Here is a 26,952-nt window from a genome sequence, read left to right on the forward strand (position 1 = left end):
CTTTTCAATGTCGTATATTTGTATTCGTAATCTTAACTCAGATTCAACTTTAAATTAGCATAAGAGGAGGGGCGTTGCTTCTCCTCTATTTGTATCCTCCCTTTTCATATCATTTGAAATGCCACACCATAGCTTTCCGAATGCCACAGCTCAATAAATAAAATGCCATAGTTCAGCAGGTGAAACATGTGGCATTTGGGGGATTGACGTGTGGCATTTACTTCATTAACATGTGGGATTTAGACCGTTTGTTTGTGGCAAATGCATCATCTGATTGGGTGAAACGCACCATCTGTTTAAAGTAAACAGATCATTTGCTTCAGAAGCATACCAGTGATACGATCGACTATCGCAAACCACCGGAGGGAGTTAATAATATATAAATATGCTCTTGACAAGAATCTGTTTTTTATTCACAAAGTTCTTACTTCTCAATTATTGCTTTAGATAGAGTACTTTAGTTTTGTATACAGAACGTTTTTACCTTGTTTTCGTTCTCTGTACAAAACAACTCAGTCGAAGTCCCCGCTACTTTTATACGAGCCGGATGTAAAAATACCGAGAAATAACAGATGGAACTTTTTGCTCTTCAAGAAAATACTACTATCTTTGCGCCCGAATTTATGAGCTAATATAATGTCTCACTCAATTAATTATTAAACAACTTATTTTATTTAATGGAAAACTTAAAAAATGTAGCGCCTGTTGAAGACTTCAACTGGGATGCTTATGAAAATGGCGAAACCTTCGGTGGTGCCAGCCACGAAGAGTTGGAAAAGGCTTACGACAGTACGCTTAACAAAGTTAACGACCGTGAGGTAGTTGACGGAACTGTAATCGCAATGAACAAACGTGAAGTTGTTGTGAACATCGGTTACAAATCAGACGGTATCATTCCTTTGAATGAATTCCGCTACAATCCTGACTTGAAGATCGGTGATACAGTAGAAGTATACATCGAAAATCAGGAAGACAAAAAAGGACAGTTGGTTCTGTCTCACCGTAAAGCTCGCGCTACTCGCTCTTGGGATCGTGTGAACGCTGCTTTGGAAAACGAAGAAATTATCAAGGGTTACATCAAGTGCCGCACAAAGGGTGGTATGATCGTAGACGTATTCGGTATCGAAGCTTTCTTGCCGGGTTCTCAGATCGATGTGAAACCTATCCGCGACTACGATGTATTCGTTGGCAAAACTATGGAATTCAAGGTTGTTAAGATCAACCAGGAATTCAAGAACGTGGTTGTTTCTCACAAGGCTCTTATCGAAGCTGAACTGGAACAACAGAAGAAAGAAATTATCGGTAAGCTCGAAAAAGGACAAGTTCTTGAGGGTACCGTTAAAAATATCACATCTTATGGTGTATTCATCGATCTGGGTGGCGTAGACGGTTTGATTCACATCACTGACCTGTCTTGGGGCCGCGTTAGCGATCCGAAGGAAGTGGTTGAACTCGACCAGAAACTTAACGTTGTTATCCTTGATTTCGATGATGAGAAGAAGCGTATCGCTCTCGGTCTGAAGCAACTCACTCCGCATCCTTGGGATGCTCTTAGCGCTGAATTGAAAGTGGGTGACAAGGTGAAAGGTAAAGTAGTGGTTATGGCTGACTACGGTGCATTCATCGAAATCGCTCCGGGTGTTGAAGGCTTGATTCACGTATCTGAAATGTCTTGGTCACAACACTTGCGTTCTGCACAAGACTTCATGAAGGTAGGTGACGAAGTTGAAGCAGTAGTTCTGACTTTGGACCGCGAAGAACGTAAGATGTCTTTGGGTATCAAACAACTGAAACAAGATCCGTGGGAAACTATCGAAGAGAAGTATCCTGTAGGTTCTAAGCACACTGCTAAAGTTCGGAACTTCACTAACTTCGGTGTATTCGTTGAAATCGAAGAAGGTGTTGACGGCTTGATACACATCTCTGACCTGTCTTGGACTAAGAAGGTTAAACATCCTTCTGAATTCACTCAGATCGGTGCGGACATCGAAGTTCAGGTACTGGAAATTGACAAGGAAAACCGTCGCTTGAGCCTTGGTCACAAGCAACTCGAAGAAAACCCCTGGGATGTATTCGAAACAGTATTCACTGTAGGTTCTGTACACGAAGGTACTATCATCGAAATGCTGGATAAGGGTGCTGTTGTTGCTCTGCCTTATGGCGTAGAAGGTTTCGCTACTCCGAAACACCTCGTTAAGGAAGATGGCTCTCAGGCTCAGATGGATGAGAAACTGTCATTCAAGGTTATTGAGTTCAACAAAGATGCTAAGCGTATCATTCTTTCTCACAGCCGTATCTTCGAAGATGCTGCAAAGGCAGAAGAAAGAGCTGAAAAGAAGGCTGCTGGTAAGAAGCCGGCTGGCAATAAGAGAGAAGACGCTCCGGCTATTCAAAACCAGGCTGCTTCTACTACTCTGGGCGACATCGACGCTCTGGCTGCTTTGAAAGAGCAAATGGAAGCTGGAAAGAAGTAATCACTTCTATATATAAATGAAGTAAAGGGTGCTTGTTGTCACAGGTACCCTTTACTTTTTTCACGCAGAGGACACGGAGGTTACGGAGTACTTCTTATCAAACAGAAAAAACTCTGTGTTCTCTATGCCCTCTGCGGCGAATTTCCGTATCTTTGCAGTGTTATGGAGAAATTTGAACTACATATATTGGGTTGCGGTTCCGCGCTGCCTACCACCCGTCACTTTGCCACTTCGCAAGTGGTAAATGTGCGTGACAAACTTTATATGATAGACTGCGGAGAAGGATCGCAATTACAATTCCGCAAGTCCCGACTGAAGTTTTCCCGCTTAAATCATATTTTTATTTCTCATCTGCATGGAGATCATTGTTTTGGTTTGCTGGGATTGATATCCACGCTCAATCTGCTGGGGCGCACGGCTGAGTTGCATATTCATTCGCCGAAAGGATTGGAAGCCCTGTTTGCTCCGATGCTAAGTTTCTTTTGTCGGCAAATGACGTATCAGGTTCTTTTCCATGAGTTTGAGACGAAAGAATCCGGAATGATCTATGAGGACCGTTCTCTGACAGTGACTACCATTCCATTGCGGCATCGTATGCCTTGTTGCGGCTTTCTGTTTGCAGAGAAGCAGCGGCCCAATCATATCATTCGGGAGATGGTCGACTTTTATGAAGTGCCGGTATATGAGTTGAATAGGATAAAGAATGGGGAAGACTATGTGACTCCGGAAGGTAAAATCATTTCCAATTCCTTACTGACACGTCCGTCTGATCCACCGCGTAGTTATGCCTACTGTTCGGATACCATCTATATGCCTGAGATTGCAGAACAGATAAAAGGAGTAGATTTGCTATTCCATGAGGCCACTTTTGCAAATGCAGACTTGCCTCGTGCCAAAGAAACTTTTCATACTACTGCTGCTCAGGCGGGAGAGATAGCCAAGGCGGCAGGAGTGAAGAAATTGGTGATCGGGCATTTTTCTGCCCGCTATGAGGATGAGAACATTTTACTTAAAGAAGCTTCGGCTGTTTTCCCCGAGACGGTGCTGGCTAAGGAAACGCTGTGTTTGGAGGTATAATTTAGTGCGCAGCACTAAATTAGTGACGGGCTACAGGCTACAAGTTAGAAGTGCCTTTCGGTATGATATTTATGGTTAAAACTATTTTAGTTCTCCTTGTTTTTTGTTTTATCGAACCGAATGCCGTATATTTGTACGGAATAATCTGAAAACATAGGCTTATAGATGAGAAAGTTGCTCTACTGTTTTTTCTTTTTGTTGACTTTTTCGTCGCAGTCCGTGGCATGGGCGCAGGACGGTCGGAAGCAGGAAACGGCTCAGAAAGAGCAGCCGTCTTCTACTATTGTGCTGACTGTTTCGGCAGAAAACCGGGTACGTGTGCAGAATGCAGAACCCGGCTCCCAGATGGAAGTCTACAATATTGTAGGCGTGAAACTTACCACGATACGCATTGACTCTACGGATGTCACCGTTCAGGTGAATTTGCCTAAAGGTTATTACATCTTTAAGATTGGGAATGTCGTGCGGAAAGTGGTAATCAAATAAACGAAACGGAATAGATACTTATGAATCCTTCCTATAATGAACGCGAAGTGCTGGAGCTTCTACAAGATGAAAGTACACAAAAGCGAGGGTTTGAGTTGATTGTTGCGCAATATAGCGAACAATTATACTGGCAGATCCGTCGTATGGTGCTTTTGCATGAAGATGCCAATGACTTACTTCAGAACACGTTTATTAAGGCGTGGTCTAATATCGATTATTTCCGTGGAGATGCGAAGCTTTCTACCTGGCTATATCGCATTGCTTTGAATGAATGTTTGACTTTCCTAAATAAGCAACGTGCTGTAACTACTGTTTCTATCGATGATGAAGATGCTTCTGTACTTCAGAAACTGGAAAGCGATCCTTATTTCTCCGGCGACCGGGCACAGAAGTCTCTACAGAAAGCATTGCTTACACTGCCGGAAAAGCAACGTATGGTATTCAACTTAAAGTATTATCAGGAAATGAAATACGAGGAGATGTCCGACATCTTCGGCACATCTGTCGGTGCTCTGAAAGCCTCTTATCATCATGCCGTGAAAAAAATCGAGAAGTTTTTGGAGGGAGAGGTTTAAACCTTTACCCCAAAACGGAGTCTAACCTAACAGAGAGGAAAAAAGCTTATGAAAGAAGAAGATAACATATTGAAGAAGGTAGGGAAGGAAAATGTTTTCCGTGTTCCTGACGGATACTTTGAGAATCTTACTTCAGAGGTGATGAGCCGGCTTCCCGAAAAGGAAACACCTGCAATTATTAAGAGAGAACCTACGAAGTGGGAGAGAATTAAGCCATGGGTATATATGACTGCCATGTTTGCCGGCGCAGCATTGATTATCCGCGTTGCTTCTATTGACCGTACACCTGTTAACAACCGGATGGCGATGGACGAACCTGAAACCGAAGTTGTTTCTGATGAATATATCAGTGCAGTGCTGGATGATTCCATGCTGGATGATTATTCACTGTATGTCTATCTCACAGATGCCGGTGCAGAGTGATGTGAGTAACAACTTAACTGTATGAGAAGAAAATGAAAAAGCTGATTGTTTTGTTTATTGTGATGTGCAGTTTCATCCCCTTGTCATGGGCTATGGACGGATGTAATCAACATTTGTCTCCTGATGAATTCCGTGCCAAGCAGAAAGCGTATATCACTGAAAAAGCCGGATTGACTAAGGAAGAAGCCGCTAAATTCTTTCCTGTTTATTTTGAATTACAGGATCGCAAAAAGCAACTGAATGATGAGGCATGGAACTTACTTCGAAAAGGAAGGGATGAAAAGACGACCGAAGCGCAATATAATGAGATTTTAGAAGGCGTATACGATGCCCGTATTGCTACCAACCGTCTGGAGAAAACTTACTATGAGAAGTTCAAGAAGATACTTTCGAACAAAAAGATATATTTAGTACAGCGTGCTGAAATGCGTTTTAACCGTGAGTTGCTGAAGGGGATGCATCATAAAGGTGGAGAACCTCAAAAACCGCAAGGAAAGAAAAAATAACAGAATATTAGGAGCTTCGGCTCCTTTTTTCGTCTATAGCCGATACATGCGGTTGCGAAGGCTTACACTTGCGGGAGTGTAAGCCTTCACTTGTATAAGTGATGGCCTTCGCAGCCGCAAGTGTGAATCTTCGCAGTCCTATGCATTTGAGTTTTTACTTTTCCAGCTTTTTAGCTTCGTTCCAGATGGCGTCCATCTCTTCCAGAGTCATATCATGCAAGTTTTTGCCTTCCTTGATGGTGTGCGCTTCCAGATAATTAAAGCGGTTGATAAACTTCTGGTTGGTGCGTTCTAATGCATTATCCGGATTGATTTTGTAGAGGCGTGCGGCATTGATGAGACTGAATAGTACATCCCCGAATTCGGCTTCTGCCTTGTCCTTATCCATATTGGCCACTTCTGCCTGAAACTCCTGGATTTCTTCTTTTACCTTATCCCACACTTGTTCCCGTTCTTCCCAGTCGAAGCCGACGTTGCGCGCTTTGTCCTGAATGCGATAAGCTTTGATGAGTGAAGGAAGGGCGGCAGGAACACCACTCAACACACTCTTGTTTCCACCTTTCTCTCTTAACTTCAGTTGTTCCCAGTTTTCAGAAACTTGTCCGGCAGTATCGGCTTTTACGTCACCGAACACATGGGGATGGCGGAAGATTAATTTCTCGCAAAGGTGGTCGCATACATCTTTCATATCAAAATTGCCTTTCTCGGAACCTATCTTTGCATAGAAAGCTACGTGTAGCAAGACGTCTCCCAGCTCTTTGCAGATATCATTTTTATCGTCACGTATCAAGGCGTCACAAAGTTCATAAGTTTCTTCAATGGTGTTGGGACGCAGACTTTCGTTAGTCTGCTTACGGTCCCAGGGACATTTCTCGCGGAGTTCGTCGAGTATGTCCAGGAAGCGTCCGAAGGCTTCCATCTGTTCTTTTCTTGTATGTAACATATCTTTATAGGGTTATTTATTGCAGTGTGTATAATAGGATATAAGTAACCCGACTACTTCGGAGTAGTTCTTACGGCCACTTTGTATCTTATTTCCTTTCAGGTACAGATCGTATATCCAGTCTTGTATATCTCCGATGAGTGGACTGTATTTTTCCGTCCAGTATTCCTGATTACTTTTAGCCAGTTCAATTATTTCGGGACGTATCCGGTTGAAGAGCTCTTTGTATTCTTCTTCATCCATCAGTCGGCGGGCATTGACAAGTACGTGTCCCAGCACTGAAAAGTATCCGCAGAAGCGGATACCTCGCGCTTGCGAACGGGTACAGACCTGATAAGCGTAGAAGTTGGCTTCCGCCTCGCTGGAGATGCCCAATAAATGTGCCAGTTCGTGAGCATACGTGGCAGGATACTGTGAAGGAAGCAGATCTCCATTCAAGGTAAATTCGCAGAAGAAAGGTCCCATGCTACCGGTGACACCCACCATGGAAATCAGTGGAGTGAAAAGCATTGTCTTCACCCGTGGTGACTTATGGAAAGGATGATGTACACCCAGCGTATCACTGATCTGATTGTATCCGCGAACTGTTTCCCGGCGGATAAGGTCCTTATTGATAGTAGTTACATCTACATACGAACCATTCAGTTTGTCAACGTAATCATCAACGAAGTTCCGGAAGTTTTCGGGAGTATATGCAGTGTAAGGAATCTCTGTTCGCTGGTAGAAATTGTGCTGTGAATAATTAAGCCCCCAAGCCAGGTAGAACCAGACGTATATCCATAACAGATATTCAATATCATTCAGCAAGATACGTTTCCATTTTTTCTTCTGAAAGCGGCTGGCATAGACAGGGTAGAGGAGTACGCCCGCAATGCTGAGGGCTATGAATAAGTCGCCTATGGCAAAGGGGATGAGGCGTGAAAAAGACGAAAGAATATAGGCTATGACAGGATATACGCTGTGTGCATATATTTTTCCCATAGCCGGTATGAACTGTGTGGCCCAGACTACTAACAAGAGCGTGCATAGCACGATATAACGAATCTTCAGCTTATATTTCATCGCAAATTTATTTGAAAGGCAAAAATATACATTTATTAAATGTCACGTAAGAAATTTGCTTTATATTTGTCGTTCTCTGCACAGAAAGCGCTGGAGGGTGGCAAGATTTGAATTAAATTTAGTAATTTTGCGCCCATTATTCGTGATAAAATAAATTATATACAGATTTAAAAGATATGGAATTAGCAAGTAAGTACAACCCTGCTGACGTAGAGGGAAAGTGGTACCAGTATTGGTTGGACCACAAATTATTCAGTTCAAAACCCGATGGTCGTGAGCCTTACACCATCGTCATTCCGCCCCCTAACGTCACCGGCGTGCTCCACATGGGACACATGCTTAATAATACCATTCAAGATATTCTGGTACGTCGTGCCCGTATGGAAGGTAAAAATGCCTGCTGGGTACCGGGTACTGACCACGCTTCTATCGCTACGGAAGCGAAAGTAGTAAATAAGCTGGCTGCACAAGGTATCAAGAAGACTGATCTTACCCGTGACGAATTCCTGAAGCATGCCTGGGAGTGGACAGATGAACATGGTGGCATCATCCTGAAGCAGCTGCGTAAACTCGGTGCTTCCTGTGATTGGGACCGCACCGCTTTCACTATGGACGAAAAGCGTAGCGAAAGTGTATTGAAAGTATTTGTAGACCTCTACAATAAGGGGCTGATTTACCGTGGTGTGCGTATGGTAAACTGGGATCCAAAGGCTTTGACTGCCCTTTCTGATGAAGAAGTTATCTATAAGGAAGAGCATGGCAAACTGTATTATCTGCGCTATAAAGTGGAAGGTGATGTGGAAGGACGCTATGCCGTGGTAGCTACCACCCGTCCTGAAACGATCATGGGTGATACCGCTATGTGTATCAATCCGAACGACCCGAAGAACGAATGGCTGAAAGGTAAGAAAGTGATCGTTCCTTTAGTAAATCGTGTTATTCCGGTAATCGAAGATGATTATGTAGATATTGAGTTCGGTACAGGTTGCCTGAAAGTAACTCCTGCGCATGATGTGAACGACTATATGCTGGGTGAAAAGTATAACTTGCCAAGCATCGATATCTTCAATGATAATGGTACATTGAGCGAGGCTGCCGGTCTTTATATCGGTATGGATCGTTTTGATGTTCGTAAACAGATTGAGAAAGACCTGGATGCTGCCGGCCTGTTGGATAAAGTGGAAGCCTATACCAATAAGGTAGGTTATTCCGAGCGTACCAACGTAGTTATAGAACCGAAGCTTTCTATGCAGTGGTTCCTTAAGATGCAGCATTTTGCAGATATGGCATTGCCTCCTGTAATGAATGACGATCTGAAATTCTACCCTGCCAAGTATAAGAATACCTATCGCTACTGGATGGAGAACATCAAGGACTGGTGTATCAGTCGTCAGTTGTGGTGGGGACATCGCATTCCGGCATACTTCCTTCCGGAAGGTGGATATGTGGTGGCTGCTACTGAAGAAGAAGCTTTGAAACTGGCAAAAGAGAAGACCGGCAATCCGGCCCTGACTATGGAAGATCTTCGTCAGGATGAAGATTGTCTGGATACTTGGTTCTCTTCCTGGCTGTGGCCCATCTCTTTGTTTGATGGTATCAACAATCCGGGTAATGAGGAAATCGATTATTACTATCCGACAAGTGACCTGGTAACTGGTCCGGATATCATTTTCTTCTGGGTAGCCCGCATGATTATGGCAGGTTATGAGTATGAAGGAAAAATGCCGTTCAAGAATGTGTACTTTACGGGTATAGTTCGTGATAAGTTGGGACGTAAGATGTCCAAGTCTCTCGGTAATTCTCCCGACCCGTTGGAACTGATTGAGAAGTTTGGTGCCGATGGTGTGCGTATGGGTATGATGCTTGCAGCTCCTGCCGGAAATGACATCTTGTTCGATGACGCTCTTTGCGAACAGGGACGTAACTTCTGTAATAAGATATGGAATGCTTACCGCTTGGTAAGTGGCTGGACAATTGATGATAACCAGCCTATTCCTGAAGCGGCTAAACTGGCGATATCCTGGTTTGAATCCAAGCAGAATGAAGTTACAGCCGAGGTAGCGGATTTATTCAGTAAATATCGCCTGAGTGAAGCTCTTATGGCTGTCTATAAATTGTTCTGGGATGAATTCTCTTCCTGGTTCCTTGAGATCATTAAGCCGGCTTATGGACAAGGCATTCACAGTATGGTTCGTAATGCTGCGATTTGCTATTTTGACAATTTGCTTCGTCTGCTTCATCCGTTCATGCCGTTCATTACCGAAGAGCTCTGGCAACAGATGTATGAGCGTGAGGAGGGTGAGAGCATCATGGTATGTCCTTTGAGTATGGATGCCCATGTAGACAGCGAGATGATTCAGCAATTCGAAGTGGTGAAGGAAGTTATCAGTAACGTTCGTTCTATCCGTTTGCAGAAAAACATAGTTCAGAAGGAAGCACTGGAATTGCAGGTGCTTGGTGAGAATCCGGTTGATGCATTCAACTTGGTTATCATGAAGATGTGTAATCTCTCGGCAATTGATGTGGTAGATACTAAAACCGAAGGTGCTGCTTCATTCATGGTAGGAACTACGGAATATGCCGTACCTCTGAATATGATTGATGTAGAAGCTGAAATAGCCCGTATGGAAGCAGAATTGAAGCACAAAGAAGGTTTCTTGCAAGGCGTCATGAAGAAGCTGAGCAATGAGAAGTTTGTGAATAATGCTCCTGCCGCTGTCCTTGAACTGGAACGTAAGAAACAGGCGGATGCGGAAAGTATTATCAACTCTCTGAAAGAGAGTATTGCTGCGCTGAAGAAATGATTTATTAGTGATTAAGGTTTAGTGATAAGTGGCTGCGCTATTATTCCGCATGGTACTAATCACTAATCGCTAGTTAATTATTACTTAATCGTTTATCACTAAACGAATTAGCCCTTGCAATATCCGATTACTGCAAGGGCTAATTTATTTTTTATAAATCAAATGCTATTACTTTTCCAGCAGTTCTTTCAGAAAAGAATCCAACTCTTCATCCAGACCTTTCAGCAATTCTTCGTTCACAAGCAACGTATCATCATCCATCAGCAGTAACTCTACAATTGTCTCCTTTTCATCATCCACTAATACAAAAGAGTAAGGTTTCAGAATAGCCAGTTTTTCAAAGTCACCTCCGTTCTTCATGTTGTGGAGTAAGGTAGAAAGAATACGTTCTGCATTTTCGTAGAAATCATCTCCGTCATAAGTCATCCATTCCTCGATAGAGACACAAGCCAGATATTCGTCTTCGTCATCAAAGATGGACAATTCGCCGGAATTCTGGTTGGCTTGCAGATGGATGTCGGTTACAATGGTTTGCTCACAGCCGCAAGTGTATTTGGCGACTGCCTGTTTAATGCCCTTTTCAAGGAGTGATAATGATGCTTGGCTCAGTTTCATAATAGATATTCTTTCTTAATGGACGTTCAAAGGTATAAAAAAAATAATTACCTCTGCATCATTTCTCTAAAAATCATTTTTAAATCTTTCCATTTGGGCGTTCAGCCGGGTCATTCCCTCCTTTCGCTCTTGTAATTCGTTCAGGTAACGGGTTATTGCGAAGTAATTGGGGATATCCATGAGGTCCACGCCTTCCTGAGTTTTCTTCTCGTCTATTTTGTCTACATCGTATGCTACTTTCTGTGCTTTCAAGGCCCATTCTTCTGCTGTATGAATACTGTCCTGCATTTCGTATCCTAAGGCAATGTTATAGGCGGCATACATTTTCTGCTTTCCTTTTTTCTTTTTCTCATAGGTTTGCTTCCAAAGTTCAATAGCTTTGTCCCAGTTCTCTTCGCGGACAAAGACTGCGGCATCACGCATATTTACGGAACCGCCTGTAAAGAGATAGCGGGAAGCTGTTTTCCAATGTGGCAGCATATGGTTCACGGGGATAGTGCCGGCAAATTCGGAAGCCTCTCTCAGCATCTCTTTTTCACTGATGAGTCCTGCGCCTGCCTGTGCCATACTGGGAGCTGCATGATCCCAGAAGATGCTGTCGCTGGCGTTGACTGTCACCATCGGACCGTTGCGTTGGGGCAGATACACTTTTACGGTAGGATATACTTTCAAGTCAAGCGTACCTGCATATACTCCCCATTCCGGTAAATATTCGATTTTACGGGTGGAGCGCATCTGTACGTTCTCCAAGGCAATCAGGAAGTCCGCACCTAGACTTTGGGTGAGCTTTTCCACTTCGTCTTTGCTAAGGGTGCTTTCGCGGGGAATCATATCATGGGCACGCAAGGCAGAGTCGCAAATAATCACTTCATCGAAATAATTCTCGTTGGCAATTGCCTCGGCCAATGATTCCGTGGCAATTTTGGCATCCCCATTGAAATACTTTGTCTTGCGTGCTATTTCTGTCTCATCTTTTTTCTTCTCATCTTTTTCTTCCAGAATTAGCTTGTTATCCGGGATAGGTGGCATATTATTTACCACAGCTACGCGTCTGAGGGCGGACGGAAAGCTGACTTCCGCCGGCAACATGTAGTCGATGGAGAGTTGCTCTATGCTTTGGCAACCGCTAAACAGCAGAACACAGCACACCAATAGTGAGTACGAATATTTAGTCATAAGCTTATTCTTTATCTAGGAATAACAAAAATACACTTTTGTATGGATATAGAAAAGCCTCCAACAGTTTTTAACCGTTGAAGGCTTTTATTAGTGATTGGGAGAGTGGGATAGACCTTGCCACTCTTTACTTATTACATATTCTTCCCGTGGCAATTCTTGTATTTCTTACCACTTCCGCAAGGACAAGGATCATTACGTCCTACCGTCTTTTCCGCACGAATCGGTTCACGCTTCACTTGTTCGCGTGTGTCCTGTTGGGCGGCGGCCTGTTGGTTCGGATCGTTCAGATCTTGTTTCTGTTCGCGGTATTTGCTCATATCCTGCTTCTGTTCGGGAGCGGCCTGCTGAATTTCCTGCGGTTCCTGTACCGGGATTTGTCCGCGCATCAGGATAGAAACGGTCTGGTTATTGATCTTATCCACCATTGTATCGAACAGGTTTACAGACTCTAGCTTATAAATCAATAACGGGTCTTTCTGTTCGTAGCTTGCGTTCTGTACAGAGTGCTTCAATTCATCCAGTTCACGGAGGTTCTCTTTCCATGCCTCGTCGATAACATGCAGCAAGATAGACTTTTCAAACGCTTTTACCACTTCCTTACACTCGCTGTCGTAAGCGGCTTTCAGGCTGCAAGAGATGTTGTACATGCGCTTACCGTCCGTGATGGGGATCAGGATATTCTCGTACATGTGTCCTTGGGTTTCGTATACCTGCTTGATTACCGGATAAGCAACCTGTGCCATGCGGTCCGTCTTGCGCTTGAACTGTTCCATTGCCACATTGAAGGCTTCTTCAGCAAGCTTTTCCTTCTTTTCGTTACGGAACTGTTCTTCGTTGAAAGGCACTTCCATGGCAAGAGTCTGCAAGAAGTCCATTTTGCAGTTTTCGTAATCGGGGGCTTCAACAGCTGCGGCAACACGGTCCCAGATCATATTTACGATATCCATTCCGATACGTTCACCCATCAGGGCGTGGCGACGCTTGGTATAGACAACTGTACGTTGCTTATTCATCACGTCATCGTATTCCAGCAAACGCTTACGGATACCGAAGTTGTTTTCTTCCACCTTCTTCTGTGCACGCTCAATGGAGTTGGAGATCATCTTGTGCTCAATCATTTCACCTTCCTTGAAGCCGAGGCGGTCCATTACACCGGCGATGCGGTCGGAAGAGAACAGACGCATCAGGTCGTCTTCCAGTGACACGAAGAATACGGAAGAACCCGGGTCGCCCTGACGTCCGGCACGTCCGCGCAACTGGCGGTCTACACGGCGGGATTCATGGCGTTCGGTACCGATGATGGCCAAACCGCCCGCAGCTTTTACTTCCGGGCTCAGCTTGATGTCCGTACCACGACCGGCCATATTGGTAGCGATGGTTACTGTTCCGCTCAAACCGGCTTTGGCTACGATGTCCGCTTCCTTCTGGTGCAACTTGGCATTCAATACGCTGTGCTCGATCTTGCGCATGGTCAACATCTTGCTCAGCATTTCGGAGATTTCTACGGACGTGGTACCCACCAGGACAGGACGTCCGGCTTGTACCAGTTGTTCGATTTCTTCGATGACTGCTTTATACTTCTCGCGCTTCGTCTTGTAAACGCGGTCGTTCATGTCTTTACGGGCAATGGGGCGGTTGGTGGGTATCACCACTACATCCAGTTTGTAGATGTCCCAAAGTTCGCCTGCTTCCGTTTCGGCGGTACCGGTCATACCCGAGAGTTTGTGGTACATACGGAAGTAATTCTGCAACGTAATGGTGGCGAATGTCTGCGTGGCGGCTTCCACTTTTACGTTTTCCTTGGCTTCGATGGCCTGATGCAGACCGTCGGAGTAGCGGCGGCCTTCCATGATACGGCCTGTCTGCTCGTCTACAATCTTCACCTGACCGTCAATCACAACGTATTCATCGTCCTTCTCGAACATGGTATAAGCCTTCAGCAACTGGTTGATGGTGTGTACACGTTCGGACTTGATGGCATAGTTGGTCATCAGTTCATCTTTCTTCGCCAGACGTTGTTCGTCTGTCAGGCTGGTTTCGTTTTCCAGTTCGGAAAGCTGTGCGGCGATGTCGGGCAATACGAAGAGGGTAGGGTCTTCCGAGTTACCGGTGATCAGGTCCACACCTTTATCTGTCAGGTCTACACTGTTCAGCTTTTCTTCGATGACGAAGTACAACGGGTCGGTAGCTTCGTGCATACGTTTGTTGTTCTGCTCCATGTAGATCTCTTCGGTCTTCAGCATACCTGCCTTGATACCTTGCTCACTCAGATATTTAATCAATGCCTTGTTTTTGGGCAGTGCCTTGTGGCTGCGGAACAAAGCAAGGAAACCTTCTTCCTGATCTTTCTTGTCGCCGGAAGCAATCAGGCGCTTGGCATCGGCAAGATACTGGGTAGCCAGTTTCTTCTGTGCTTCCACCAGACGTTCTACGAGCGGACGCAATTGCTCGAACAACTGGTCCTCACCTTTGGGGACGGGACCGGAAATAATCAACGGAGTACGGGCATCGTCAATCAATACAGAGTCCACCTCATCGACGATGGCGTAGTTGTGCTGGCGCTGTACGAGGTCTTTGGGGCTGATGGCCATATTATCACGCAAGTAGTCGAAACCGAATTCGTTGTTCGTACCGAAGGTGATGTCTGCCAGATAAGCCTGACGGCGTGCGTCGGAGTTGGGCTGATGTTTGTCGATGCAGTCCACACTTAAACCGTGGAACATATAGAGCGGGCCCATCCATTCGGAGTCACGTTTGGCCAGATAGTCATTTACGGTCACCACATGTACGCCGTTTCCGGTCAGTGCGTTGAGGAATACGGGGAGGGTAGCCACTAATGTCTTACCTTCACCCGTTGCCATTTCGGCAATCTTACCTTTATGCAATACGACGCCACCGAACAACTGTACATCGTAGTGTACCATGTTCCAGACAATTTCCGTGCCGCCTGCTTGCCAGTGGTTTTGCCAGATGGCTTTGTCGCCTTCAATGCGCACAAAGTCTTTCGTGGCAGCCAGGTGACGGTCGAATTCGGTAGCCGTAACTACGATTTCTTCATTTTCGGATAAGCGTCTGGCAGTTTCTTTCACAATAGAGAAAGCTACCGGCAGTACTTCTTCAAGAGCTTTTTCGTAAGTTTCCAGTATGTCCTTTTCTATCTTATCTATCTGCGCGAAAACTTCTTCACGGTTTTCCAGTTCGATTTCTTCGATACCAGCTTTGAGTTCTTCCACCTTGGCGCGTTGGTCGGCGGCAGAATTGCGGATATATTCTTTCAGTTCTTCTGTCTTGGCGCGTAAGGCGTCGTTATCAAGTTTGGCAACTTCCGGGTAAGCGGCTTTGATTTTGTCCACCCACGGCTGAATTTCTTTCATGTCGCGTGTGGATTTGTTGCCGAAAATCGAGCTTAAAAATTCATTAAATCCCATTTTATATCTATTTTTATTATTATTTACTAAGTTGATTGAGTGCGCAAAGTTACTGATTTTTATACAGATTACACATTTTTGCGCTGTTTATTTGATGCGGACTTTCACCACAGAGGGCATAGAGTTTCACTGAGTTTTCTTTCTTCAATTAATGAAGGAAGTCTATTGGTCATTAGAGGTATAAAAACTCTGTGAAACTCTGTGTGCTCTGTGGTGAATAAACCTCAGAAATTCAGTGGAGTCTCTGTGCAAGCATTCGGAGCGCGGATGCGCATCACACTTGACAGGGTGGGGGCAACGCGGGTAATATTGACGGGAACCCGGATTGTTTCGGGCTTCACTCCACCGCCCAGGAAGATGAGCGGGGCAGGAATATTGGCATGACGTACCACGCGGTTATCGGTGGCATTTTCTTCCACGATAGTCCAGCCGGGCAATACGTCTATCAGTAAGTCGCCCGAACGTTTGCGATGAAAGCTGTTCCGGGCAAGTTCTATCTGGGGCGACCAGGGACCCAGCAGCAGGCGGTGGGCTGAATACGCTTCGTTCACTCCGCTGAATTGTATCAGGAAGTCAGCGGACTTGTCTTGAATTTCCGCCAGATTCAGCTGCTTGTTCTCTATTAATTTATGGTTGAGGTAAATTTGCTGGTTGTGATAAGTCTCTACGTACTGTCCTTCACCATACGTGGCCATGAGATACATGTTCAGCAGGGTGGCGCAGCGATTCAGGTAGAATTCCCCGCCGGGGATGCGGTACAGGCCGAGATCGGGAGCTTCCGGATCGGCATAGCCCGTAGAGGTGATGCAGAAGACAACGTTGTGCAGACCTACTTTGCGGTCGATAAGGTCGAGCAGTGCGGCAATGCTGCGGTCGAGGCGTACATACGTATCCTGCATTTCCATGGCACATTCCTGCGTACTCTTATGGTTGTAGTTTCCTGCGTAATAGGTCAGTGCCAGCAGGTCGGGTATCTCATCTTTGGCGATGGTGCTCTTTTCCAGAAGTTCTTCTGTCAGCAAGTTCACTTCGTCGTTGATGAACGGGCTGGTGAGCAGTCGGCGGAATTTATTGCGTCGTTCGCTGTCGAACTTATATTTGAAGGGCTGGTCCCGCCATTCGGGAAGGAATGTATATTTGTTAATGGGGTATGCCGGTTCCCATACCATGTCGCGGATGCGGAAGTCGGGTGATTTCCGTTCGTTGTACTGGCTTACCCACCACGGGAACTCGCTGTAATATGTAGTGCTGCACCATTTACCTGTGTTCTCGTTCAGCCAGAAAGCGCCGTTTCCGGTATGTCCGGCAGCCAGTATGGCCGCATCGCGCGAGGGGGCGATGGCATACACCAGGCCTTTGTTGCGGGTAGCTACTTTCAGTTCGTCGGCAATGGTAGAGGTTAGTAATTGGGAGGGAGAAGAATTTTCATCGGTGAAGTTGCCCATAAATGCGCCATCGTCCACGCAATTCATGGGGCGCAGGGTGCTTGCATCCATCCAGTATTGGGATATGATGCCGTTCATCGAAGGCGTCGTGCCGCTGTAGATGGCAGCGATGGCAGAAGCGCGGTCTGTTCCGTTGAAAGGGAATTCGGTCTGGTAGAACACTTTCCCTTCGCGCATCAGTCTTTTGAAACCTTTCTCTCCGTAGAGGGTTGAGAATGCTTCCATATAGTCGGTGCGTAGTTGGTCAATCGTCAGCGTAACCACTAATTTAGGTGTGGCAGGCAGCGGTTGTGCTTGCAGACCGGTGAAAGTAAGTGCGAGTATGGAAGTAATCAGTCCCTTTTTCATTTATCTCTTTTTCAATGTCAAAATAAGATTGCTTGCTGAACGTACTAGCAAACAGAGTGCCAAAGGTAATACAGCTAAGTCAATTCTTTGCGGTATTATCGCCCAAAGCAGTATAAAAAGTGTTAAAACAACGCAATTCGTCTTCATGTACCAGCTTTTCTGCCGTTTTCTCACCTTATTTATCATCCACGGGAGGCAAAAAAAGTGCAGGGGATGGAATACGAACAGCAGGTAATTGGGGCTTACTGCGGGGTGTTGTGAAAACAGGGCGAGGAAGGCGAGGATGCACCCGGCTATTCCGGCACAGAAGAACAGGATTAGGTCGAGTCCCCAGAGCGTTTTTCCGCGGCGGATACCGTAGATGGTAGCGGCTGCCACCAGCACAAACAGCAGCAGGGCCGATTGCATCGGGGTGATTCCTCCGGAGCGGTGGTCGGCATCAGTCAGTCCGGTTACCACTATTTTCTCTTCGGAGGACACCAGCGGACGTGCCTGGCCTTCGTTGTCTACAATCCGGGCTGTGCGGAAGAAATCCCGCACATAGAAGGGGACGAACATCATCAGTCTTCGGTTGATGGGTTGGTCGGCTTTGCTGCCCATGCACAAATCCATGCCGAAGCGTGACCACGGATGACCTTCACTATATTTATGCAGCAAATCGCGGAAAGTGACTCCCGTGTCGGTATCGGTCATATTGTCAGCATACTTCAAGGTGCCTTCGATGGCGGCCTCTATCTGGTCGCGCGGACGGGTGGCGCAGTTGTCGTAGAAGAAGTTATAGCGATATACGCGGTTTTCGGGCCGGTAGTTTTCCTGCAGCAGGTTGAAGAGGTATTCTTTTTCTGCTTGGGTGAGGTTCAGGGTCTGTTGCCAGACGTCCCGTCCCAGGTAGTTATACTCGGAAGCGAAGTGCTCGTAATTGGTTATGCCCAGTTGATAGTCCGTCTCTCCCAGGGCGAAGCGGAAGATGAAGTTGGGGGCGTTGAAATTGAACATACCGTAGTTGAAGACGACATCAATGCCCCGGGTAAAGTTTTCGTAACGGATGGCGGTGTGGCCGAACAGGGAATAGATTTCCCCACCCGAGGCGCAGGTCAGCAGGCTGATGCGGATGGAGTCGGGGGTAGCTTCTTGCGACGTTTGCGGCTGGGCAGAGGCCGTGGACGGGCAGAGGAAGCAGAGGAGGAAATATATGAGAATGAGTAAGTTTCTTTTCATGCTGCAAAGTTACGTAAAATACCGGATTTCAGTGCAAGGGGGTGAGGTAATAATAGTAAAAATCAACCGTCCACACTGAAAATCCTACAAAATAGGGGCATTTAAAAATGATTAATGTAAGGAAATTACATATTTATTAACAGTTTACTACATTTGTAACACTCTTTTCTCATGCAACCTATAAGAATGATTGGGGTCATTCCTATATTGATGAGTATTTGGAGAAAGGCAGAACTATTGATTATTAACCTGTTAAACTAAAATGAAGAGCCTCAAAATCGTATCTTATGTTTACTCCTTTGACCATCGCCATCTTCAGTGGTGCATTGTCCCCTTCCTGTTTGGAGGGGCAGCATTACATTTCTGCACGGCTTCAGCAAGCAACGTGGAAGTTGGAAGATTTGCCGGGGGAGTCGGGCGAGTTGACGGGGCGATTGAGGGAAATATTATCCGATTGGCAGGTTGACCTGCCTTGTCCTTCTTTTGATTTTCTTCCGTCGGTATCCCATTTTCCAGACTTTAATGCTACTGCCGCCCTTTGCCGCTTGAGGGTGGAAGAGATGGAATATACCCTGAATGTACTTTATTGCGAGGAGCAACCTACTGTCCGCTATCTTTTTTACAGTGCCCTTCTTCGTGCCGAGGCCCGGTGGTTGAAATTGTTGCTGAAAGAGAAAATCATCCGGTTGCGTTCCGACATTGATGCACGCCTGTTGCTGTGCGAAGTGCTTGAAGAGGTGTACGACACCGGGGTGTTGGTGGACGAAGCCTCTCGCAGAGGGCTTTCGGCTGAGTTGTGCGGACAGTTGAAGGGGGCATTGGCTTCACTATATCTGGAACTGACTATAAATTTCGGGCATTTGTTGCAGAGTGCTGATTATATGGGTTATCGGTATCTGTTCAACGATGCCCGTTACTTTCATCCTGTCCATGAGTGTGAGGTGCTGAAGTATGATATTCTGCAAGCCGGAAATCGGGTGAAGCGTTTGGTCAGTATGGATCTCACAGAAAGGTGTGAGGCAGATGCCATGCGACTTTATGGTGATTTGGTGGCACTGCTTGCCGGGATCAAGTTGTATTCGCATACCGAAGCCTGTCTGTGGCAGGGTGTTGTGGCGCTTGAGAATTTCCTTTTCCTTCTTTGCAGCAGTCGCCGGTCCGATGATAGGATTCCTTACAGTCAGCTTGTTGACGAGCAGTGGATGAGGACTCGCCTGAACGACCTGTGCAACGATCAGTATGCCGGTCATTTGCATTACAACGAAGGCCGGGGTGCTTCGGAGTGGGCTATCAGAAAGCTGAATGAGCCTTGTCTGGGATTCCTGAGTCCACTTGTTGCGTGCGAGGCAAGTCTTCCCCGCATGCTGCGCAGCTACCTGCAGAGCAGGCAGGAGCTTTACGAACAGAACTATTCGCGTTCGTTCATATCTATTTCGTCCGGTGAGAAACTTTCAATTCCGCTTTCGCGTCCGTTGGCAGTCCAGCTGCCCGATATGGGCGAAGTACATACACTCCTGGCATTTCTGCCCAAAGTACCCGGCACCAGAGGGGGCTATCTGATGAGTTCCGAACATGTTCAGTGGCTGGAAGATGATTTTCTGTTTTTTTTGCAGAGCGGCCAGATTCCACTGGCTCACAAGAACAGGGTGAAAATCCTGAAAGGGTATGTAGAGGTGCTTTACGGTCTTTTCTTTCATTATCAGAAGCACAGGGGTGGCGATAAGAAGGACTATGCGATTTTCCTTGCCTCGATGCTGGATGTGGATGCACAGCCCGAAAATCTGGTGAGTAACTATAAGAGGTATATAGAAGCCTATGAAGCATTTGTCAGTAAAGAGAATCTTCGCCTCATTTCCTGACGAGTCGTTGACGAAATCAGTTCGTCAACGATTTTTTTTACCGTAAAGTAACACGGGGGAGGAGTTCATTCAAAACGCATTAGTTACGAGCTACAGGCTACGAGTTGCAAGTAGCTGCGCTATATTCCGAAAGGCACTTGTAGCTTGTAACCTGTACCTCGTAACTGATTCAACTCTGACGATATTTTTCGTCAAGCTCACGTCATTTCAAACTCTTTTTCCTTTGCCTCCGAACCAAAGGAAAAAAAGATATGATACAGAATCTATTATTTTCAGAGCAACTGGAGCAGGTGCGCGATCATCTGCTCAGCTTGGCGCGTTTGCTGGAGCGTGCCGGAGTGAAAGCCCGTCCCGAGATTGCCCGGGGCTGGGTGGACGGACAAGAGGTGATGGACGCGTTGCACATCAGTCAGCGTACCCTGCAAAACTTGCGTGACAACGGGACCCTGGGATACACCGTTTTGGGTAAGAAATACTTCTATCGCATTCAGGAGATTGATGACCTGTTGCGAAACAACTATGTGATGTACAAGCTCAGTGCATGGGGCAAGGAGGACGAGCGTCCTGCCACCGATGACAGGGAAGGGGGTGACAGATGAAACGCTTCAGCTTTTTTCTGGCTCCCGTCAGTAATGTCGTACCCCATAAGACGGTGGAGATGGAGCAAATCTACAATGTCATCCGGGGCGACTATTATCGTGCCGCTACCGAAGAGCTGCGCCGCCTGATACAGGAAGAACGGGTCACGCAGCGCGATGTGCAACGCTTCAAGTCGAGAAGCTTCGATTATGCCACCTTCAGCGGAGAGTTCAGCCGTCGGCGCGAAGACGCCCTGTTGGCGCATAGCGGGCTGCTCTGCCTTGACTTCGACCATATCAGTCAGTGGCAGGGCGGCGGGCATTTGCAAGGTGTCTATGGGTTGCGCTATGCTTTGGCGCATGATGTTTCGGTAGATACGGCCTTGCTTTTCCGGAGTCCGGGTGGTGACGGTCTGAAGTGGGTGGTTCCCATCGACCTGGAGCAGGGCACACATGCCGACTGGTTCGAGGTCTTGTCCTACTACGTGTCGCGCAATTATGGGGTGGGACCCGACCCTTCAGGGCGCGACATTGCACGTGCCTGCTATCTGCCTTGGGATCCGGATGTGCTGATATTTTAACTCCTCTTCTCCCCGCTAAATCATGAATCATAAATTATAAATCATAAATCTTCTCATGTCAAAACAGAAATTTAACCTGGGTGAGTGGCGTCGTGATACCACTCTTACTTCCCGTGACGAGGTGGAAATCGTCATTTCACGCATTGAAACTGCAAATCTTGATATAACTTCGGCCTATGGTGACTGGCGCGACCTGGGGTTTGCGCTGGCTCAAGGGCTGGGCGAGGAGGGGCGTGCTTTCTATCATCGTCTGAGCCGTTTCTATAGTGGATACCGGTCCGCTGAAACCGACAAGCAGTACACGGCTTGCCTGCACTCGCGTGGACATGGCATCACGCTGAACACCCTCTTCCACCGGGCAAAGCTGGCGGGAGTGGATATCAATACTCGTCCGTTGCCAGATTGCCATATTGCCAAACCGCCAAATGTGAAGGACGTGGCAATATCCCCCGCTGTCGGAGCGGATCAGACGCCTCCGGGCGATGATTTCCCCACTTTCCCCGACGAAATCTACGCCTCCATGCCCCGCCTGCTCTCTGATGTCTGCTCTTACGGCATCTCGGCCGAAGACACGGACATGCTGTTGCTGGGTGCCCTTACGGTGCTTTCCTCTTGCCTGACGCAAGTGTCGGGCATCTATGGGCAGCGACAAGTCTATCCGAACCTTTACTTGTTTGTCGGGGCGCAGGCTTCGGCGGGTAAGGGGCGGCTGACGCTGTGCCGTCATCTGGTGGACGTGGTGCATGCCGACCTGCGCCGGCAGAACGTTCGCGAGTGGGAGGAATATCACCGTGAAAAGTCCCTCTACGAAAAGAACAAACGGAAGGAAGGAGGTGACGAACCGCGCCAACCGCCCGTCAGGATGCTTTTTATTCCTGCCAACAGTAGTGCTACAGCCCTCTTCCAGACATTGAACGACAACGAAGGACAGGCCTTGATGTTCGAAACTGAAGGCGACACGCTGACCACCACTTTCCGCAGCGAACACGGTAACTACAGTGACGGTCTGCGTAAAGCCTTCCATCACGAGACTATTGCTTACAATCGTCGGAAAGACCGTGAATATGTAGAAATCTCCATGCCCCGCCTTTCGGTGCTACTCAGCGGAACGCCCCGCCAGATAGGGGCGCTCATTCCTGATGCCGAGAACGGGCTTTTTTCTCGTTTCCTCTTCTACAATCTGCCCTTGCGTCCGGTATGGAATGATGTGTTTGCCTGCAACGGGGAGGATACGCTGGACGGTTGTTTTCTTCGGTTGGGAGGCCGTTTCTTTCAATTCTATTCACGTCTGAAGAAAACGGTACCCCTGCGCTTCACGCTCACCGCCGCCCAACAGGGGGAGTTCAACCGTTTTTTCAACTCTATGCAACAACAGGGACTCCAGTGCTTTGGTTCCGACATGCTGGCTTCTGTACGTCGCCTGGGGCTGACGGCCTACCGCATCTGCATGGTGTTCTCTTCACTGCGACTGATGGACTATGAGGGAGACGTTCCGCTGCCGGCCACCCTTTGTTGCCGTGATGATGATTTTCGCACCACGCTTCTGATGATGGAGGTGTTGCTGCATCATACGGGACTGGCATATAAAGGATTGCAGGCCGACATCAAGTCTACGCCCAGTCGGGCCACCGTGGCCGGAGGCGATCAACGCGAACATCGGTTGCTTCAGTTATTTGAGGGATTGCCGGAGGTTTTCAATCGGGCGGGTTATCAGGATGTGGCGCGTGCCGAGGGAATCCCTGTCCGTACGGCCGACCGCTACGTCATTGAACTGTGCAATCAGGGGCGTTTGCAGAAGTTGGACCATGATGCGTATGGAAAAACGGGAAAGTGATTCGGGCTGAATCGCGTCCGGTCCGTGTCCGCTCCGTACCAGGTCCGTAGTATCTCCGTAGTCTATAGGCACGGAGCAGCTACGGACTTGCTACGGAGTTGGTACGGAGATACTGTGGAGGCGTTGCGGAGATACTATGAAGATACAATGAATAATTCCCCCGAAATATTACTGATTATAAAGCCGATATGTTATCTTTGCAATGATTTAGAGCAAGAAACAATAAAAAAAGATTATTATGACACTGATAGCGAATCCCATTTACGACTCCGTCTTCAAATACCTGATGGAGGACGACCGTGTGGCGAAAATCCTTCTCTCCGCCCTGCTGAAAAAAGAAATCGTGGAACTGCAAATGCGGCGCCAGGAATACTCCGCCATGCAGCAGACGCGCATCTCCATGTTCCGGATGGACTTCACCGCCCGTATCCGTGAGGCAAATGGAGAAGAGCATCTTGTAATGATTGAACTCCAGAAGACGTGGCTCGCCACCGAAACCCTGCGCTTCCGCCAGTACCTGGGCACGCAATACCTCAACAAGGAGAACATGCGCGAAGAAGACAACGGTACCTACGGTCTGCCTATCATTTCAATCTACATTCTGGGGCATAAACTGGGCGAACTGCACGAACCTGTGGTCTACGTCCGCCGCCGGTACCTGAACTATGACGACTGCGTGATAGAGCATAGGGACAAGTTCATCGAAAGCCTGACGCACGACAGCATCATCGTTCAGATTCCGTATCTGAAAGGTCGTACCAGAAATCACCTGGAGCGTCTGCTCAATCTCTTCGACCAGGATTACATCTACCATGCTGATGACCATTTACTGGAAATCGACGAGAATAAATTCACCGGAAAGGATGAACAACTACTTATGAACAGGTTGCTGAAAGCGGGCGTGGCGCCGGAAATCAGACGAGCCATGGATGTGGAAGATGAGATACTTTCGGAGATTGAAAAGAGAGATACGATTATCATGAGGAAGGAAGAGGAGATCGTAAAGAAGGATGAGGAGCTTGGGAAGAAGAACGAGGAGCTTGGGAAGAAGAACGAGGAGCTTGGGAAGAAGAACGAGGAGCTTGGGAAGAAGAACGAGGAGCTTGGGAAGAAGAATGAGGAACTTGTAAAGAAGGATGAAATTATTCGCGAAGCTGTCCGTATGCTCAGTCAAGCCGGACTTTCGGTTGATGAAATAGCCCGAAAGTTCTCTTTATCACCCGAAAGCGTAAATCACTTGCTTAATGAATAAAGGGCTACAGTAACTTAGGCTGATATTTTTGTTTCGTCCGCCTTCGCTCTTCGATGAGTGAAGGCGGGCGTTTATAAAAATATTGTTCTTACCTTTGTCTGTTAATATTGGGGCTTTTCAGGCAAATAATACTATGAAGGAACTACTATTACAAGCTACGCTTGATTCCGGTCATTCCGACGCTACGCCGTCCGACCTTTGCCGATGGCTGGCATCCCTTACGGGAGAGCTTGCCACAGAATCGGAGAGTTTAGTCCCGATGCTCTATCGTACGCCCTGTCCCGGAGTACTTGAAGTGTGGCTGAGAGATGCTCCGGAGCAAACGGAAAGAAGCGTGGTTCGTTACAGGCGTCTCTCTTTCCGTCCGCTTCCCCCGGTGTCCGCCCCTTCTCCTTCTGCCTCTTCCGATTGTAGGATTGCGGTGGAAGTGCTGCCTGCGAAACAAATATATATCGGTTTTCCTATGTCCGAAATGGGACTTGTGGGCGCTTCTCCCGCTTTAGTAGCTACAGGCGGATGGGTGATGCCCTATGAGGCGCTCAGCCCGGTGCAGATAGCCCGCCTGGACTCTGCTTATGCGGTGCTTACCCCTGCTTTGTCTGCCCGCCTGGATGGTGCCGGCTGTGTGGAACGGCACACGTCTGCCCCGTCCGGTCCTTATGAAGTTTTGTGGCGGGAGGTGGAAGGGCTGCTGGCACGTTGTTTCCCTTCGGGTGGGACGGTTTCCGGCTGTCCCCTTCACTTGTCACTCCATCCGGCCGATGTGCCTGCCCACCGTTTGCGGTGTATCGGGGCGGAACATAGCCAGTTGCAGTTTGGCAGGTCGACTGTAGAAACCGATCCTCGCGCCAGCTTTTGCCGTTACGGTGCCTGTCTGCCCGGGCGGTGCCGTTCTCTTGCCCTCACCATGCTTTATCCAAGGGGGCAACTGGATGCTGCCCGTCGCCTCTTCAGCTTTTTTTTCCCACTGGCTTCTCTTATAGCCGTGATGCCTGTGGGCAACATGGACCGCTGGATAGCTTATGATGCGGATGAGCGTGCCGCAGACCAACTGACACAGGCACTCTACACGCAGCCTGTCACGGATGTTCCTGCCGCTTTCAGGCTCTATTGCCTGGTGGTTCCCTCGGGAGAGGCGGCCACTGCACTGATGGGGCGGCAACTGTCGGTTCGCCTGCGCAGGCTGGTGCTTTCCCTGGGCTCTCTTTATGTGGGAGCCATTCCGTTGCATGCCGTCAGTTCGGGGGACTTCGGCAGATACCTGCCTTCTGTGGCTTCCCGCTTGCTGGTGCAGATGGGTGGCATGCCGTGGATGCCCCGCTGTTTTGCTTCGCAGGACACCGACCTCATTGCCGGATTCTCTTGTTCACGTCCCTCGCAAGGTTTCGAGCCTTTCAGTGCGGTTACTTTCTACAACGATCCTTCACGGGGTTGTTGCTTCGACCTTTGCAAGGCTGAGGAGAAGTTCTCACTGTTCTTTTCTTCGCGCTTCAGGAGGGCTTACGAACAGTTTCTGACCGACCACCGTGATAGCCCTCCCCAGCGTTTGGTAGTTTATTGCCACCGGGATCTTCCGACGGAGCCTCTGCTGTCTCTGGTACGCTGGATGGTTCCGTATTCGGATGCTGTGCCGGTGGTGCTGGCGCAAGTGCGGCGCACGTCGAGGGCTATGCTCCGTCACTATGCTCCCGATGCTCCCGGCTGTATGCCTCCTGCAGGAACCGTTCTGGGCTGCACTGATGACACTTTTCTTCTTTTCTGCCGCGATTTCCGTCCGGCATCCGATTCCTCTCGCGCTTTTTATCCTTATCCATTGGAGGTCAGGCTTAACCGACTTTGTGCCGATGGCAGCTTTCAGCCATTGTTACCCTCCGAGGCGGATGGGGTGCTGGTGCAAGCCTTCCAGCTGGTCCGGGCCAATCCGGCGTGTGTGGACGGCAGTCCTTTGCCCCTCGTACTGTCGCACACCGACCGCTTGTTGCGCCATCGTTGCCAGGAGTGGCGGCTTGAAATGGCGGACCGCATTGCCATGGACTAAAGTTCGCGGCAATGTGGCAACGTGGCAATTTGGCAACCAACTGTGCAAAACTGTGCAAAACGACGCAAAAATCACACGCTTTTAAAATCTCCTTTCTTTACAGCTTACCTTTGCTTGTGGCTGAACGGTAAAGGCTCCTGCATCGCCGTGCTGCTGCAGAGGCATCGTGCCTGTTTGCTGCTGCCTGTCTTCTTCAGCCCCTGAGACTTGGTCGCATTGACCGGTCC

General features: G+C 47.8%; 20 protein-coding genes and 1 pseudogene. 14 read left to right on the forward strand and 7 right to left on the reverse strand.

Annotation, left to right across the window (positions count from 1 at the left end; all coding sequences use genetic code 11):
- Positions 1–677 precede the first annotated feature (677 nt).
- From rpsA to VYM24_RS12580, 6 genes are all read left to right on the forward strand, one after another.
- Positions 678–2,474 carry a 30S ribosomal protein S1 gene (gene rpsA / locus VYM24_RS12555; RefSeq protein ID WP_007212914.1) on the forward strand — a complete coding sequence of 599 codons (1,797 nt, stop codon included), beginning with the start codon at positions 678–680 and terminating at the stop codon, positions 2,472–2,474.
- Positions 2,475–2,636: 162 nt separating this feature from the next.
- Complete coding sequence (locus VYM24_RS12560; RefSeq protein WP_291550533.1) at positions 2,637–3,551, forward strand: ribonuclease Z; 915 nt, start codon at positions 2,637–2,639, stop codon at positions 3,549–3,551.
- A gap of 165 nt (positions 3,552–3,716) precedes the next feature.
- Positions 3,717–4,037 (forward strand): T9SS type A sorting domain-containing protein, encoded by a 321-nt coding sequence (locus tag VYM24_RS12565; RefSeq protein WP_007212918.1) that lies wholly within the window; start codon positions 3,717–3,719, stop codon positions 4,035–4,037.
- Positions 4,038–4,057: 20 nt separating this feature from the next.
- Positions 4,058–4,612 carry an RNA polymerase sigma factor gene (locus VYM24_RS12570; RefSeq protein ID WP_291550530.1) on the forward strand — a complete coding sequence of 185 codons (555 nt, stop codon included), beginning with the start codon at positions 4,058–4,060 and terminating at the stop codon, positions 4,610–4,612.
- Between the two features lie 48 nt (positions 4,613–4,660).
- A complete protein-coding gene (locus VYM24_RS12575; protein WP_330940175.1) occupies positions 4,661–5,035 on the forward strand; it encodes a hypothetical protein in 375 nt (124 codons plus the stop codon).
- A gap of 32 nt (positions 5,036–5,067) precedes the next feature.
- Positions 5,068–5,541, forward strand: coding sequence for a hypothetical protein (locus VYM24_RS12580; protein WP_007212921.1), 474 nt, complete (start codon positions 5,068–5,070; stop codon positions 5,539–5,541).
- 154 nt (positions 5,542–5,695) lie between these two features.
- Here the strand turns inward: VYM24_RS12580 and mazG are convergent, their stop codons facing one another.
- Both mazG and VYM24_RS12590 read right to left on the reverse strand, forming a co-directional pair.
- The gene (mazG, locus tag VYM24_RS12585) at positions 5,696–6,484 is read right to left on the reverse strand and encodes a nucleoside triphosphate pyrophosphohydrolase (RefSeq protein ID WP_330940176.1); all 789 of its coding nucleotides are present in this window, start codon (positions 6,482–6,484) and stop codon (positions 5,696–5,698) included.
- Positions 6,485–6,496: 12 nt separating this feature from the next.
- Positions 6,497–7,546 carry a DUF3810 domain-containing protein gene (locus VYM24_RS12590; RefSeq protein WP_330940177.1) on the reverse strand — a complete coding sequence of 350 codons (1,050 nt, stop codon included), beginning with the start codon at positions 7,544–7,546 and terminating at the stop codon, positions 6,497–6,499.
- Between the two features lie 176 nt (positions 7,547–7,722).
- Between VYM24_RS12590 and VYM24_RS12595 the strand changes: the two genes are divergently transcribed.
- The gene (locus tag VYM24_RS12595) at positions 7,723–10,350 is read left to right on the forward strand and encodes a valine--tRNA ligase (protein ID WP_330940178.1); all 2,628 of its coding nucleotides are present in this window, start codon (positions 7,723–7,725) and stop codon (positions 10,348–10,350) included.
- Between the two features lie 168 nt (positions 10,351–10,518).
- Here the strand turns inward: VYM24_RS12595 and VYM24_RS12600 are convergent, their stop codons facing one another.
- The 5 genes from VYM24_RS12600 to lnb form a co-directional block, all read right to left on the reverse strand.
- Positions 10,519–10,965: a hypothetical protein gene (locus VYM24_RS12600; protein ID WP_291550524.1), complete on the reverse strand. Its 447-nt coding sequence runs from the start codon at positions 10,963–10,965 to the stop codon at positions 10,519–10,521.
- A gap of 66 nt (positions 10,966–11,031) precedes the next feature.
- Positions 11,032–12,141, reverse strand: a complete 1,110-nt coding sequence (locus VYM24_RS12605) for a DUF6340 family protein (RefSeq protein WP_330940179.1) — start codon at positions 12,139–12,141, stop codon at positions 11,032–11,034.
- Between the two features lie 134 nt (positions 12,142–12,275).
- Positions 12,276–15,572: a preprotein translocase subunit SecA gene (gene secA, locus VYM24_RS12610; RefSeq protein ID WP_330940180.1), complete on the reverse strand. Its 3,297-nt coding sequence runs from the start codon at positions 15,570–15,572 to the stop codon at positions 12,276–12,278.
- A gap of 224 nt (positions 15,573–15,796) precedes the next feature.
- Entirely contained in the window at positions 15,797–17,365 is a 1,569-nt protein-coding gene (locus VYM24_RS12615) for an alkaline phosphatase family protein (RefSeq protein WP_330940181.1), read from the reverse strand.
- The gene (gene lnb / locus VYM24_RS12620; RefSeq protein ID WP_483073344.1) at positions 17,366–18,583 is read right to left on the reverse strand and encodes a lipoprotein N-acyltransferase Lnb; all 1,218 of its coding nucleotides are present in this window, start codon (positions 18,581–18,583) and stop codon (positions 17,366–17,368) included.
- 287 nt (positions 18,584–18,870) lie between these two features.
- Here lnb and VYM24_RS12630 point away from each other — a divergent pair, with 287 nt between their 5' ends.
- From VYM24_RS12630 to VYM24_RS12655, 7 genes and pseudogenes are all read left to right on the forward strand, one after another.
- A complete protein-coding gene (locus VYM24_RS12630) occupies positions 18,871–20,442 on the forward strand; it encodes a hypothetical protein (RefSeq protein ID WP_299096764.1) in 1,572 nt (523 codons plus the stop codon).
- A 251-nt stretch (positions 20,443–20,693) separates the two neighbouring features.
- Positions 20,694–21,041, forward strand: a complete 348-nt coding sequence (locus VYM24_RS12635; protein ID WP_291550515.1) for a helix-turn-helix domain-containing protein — start codon at positions 20,694–20,696, stop codon at positions 21,039–21,041.
- A gap of 59 nt (positions 21,042–21,100) precedes the next feature.
- A complete protein-coding gene (locus VYM24_RS12640; protein ID WP_330942249.1) occupies positions 21,101–21,601 on the forward strand; it encodes a BT4734/BF3469 family protein in 501 nt (166 codons plus the stop codon).
- Between the two features lie 55 nt (positions 21,602–21,656).
- Positions 21,657–21,950 (forward strand): annotated as a pseudogene (locus VYM24_RS25405) (PriCT-2 domain-containing protein); the annotation flags it as partial.
- 87 nt (positions 21,951–22,037) lie between these two features.
- Positions 22,038–23,435 carry a DUF3987 domain-containing protein gene (locus VYM24_RS12645; RefSeq protein WP_330940182.1) on the forward strand — a complete coding sequence of 466 codons (1,398 nt, stop codon included), beginning with the start codon at positions 22,038–22,040 and terminating at the stop codon, positions 23,433–23,435.
- 238 nt (positions 23,436–23,673) lie between these two features.
- Entirely contained in the window at positions 23,674–24,687 is a 1,014-nt protein-coding gene (locus VYM24_RS12650) for a hypothetical protein (RefSeq protein ID WP_330940183.1), read from the forward strand.
- Positions 24,688–24,820: 133 nt separating this feature from the next.
- Complete coding sequence (locus tag VYM24_RS12655) at positions 24,821–26,725, forward strand: argonaute/piwi family protein (RefSeq protein WP_330940184.1); 1,905 nt, start codon at positions 24,821–24,823, stop codon at positions 26,723–26,725.
- The last annotated feature ends 227 nt before the right edge of the window (positions 26,726–26,952 follow it).

Origin of the sequence: Bacteroides sp. MSB163 (assembly GCF_036416795.1) — a bacterium.
In the GTDB taxonomy this organism is placed as follows: domain Bacteria; phylum Bacteroidota; class Bacteroidia; order Bacteroidales; family Bacteroidaceae; genus Bacteroides; species Bacteroides maternus.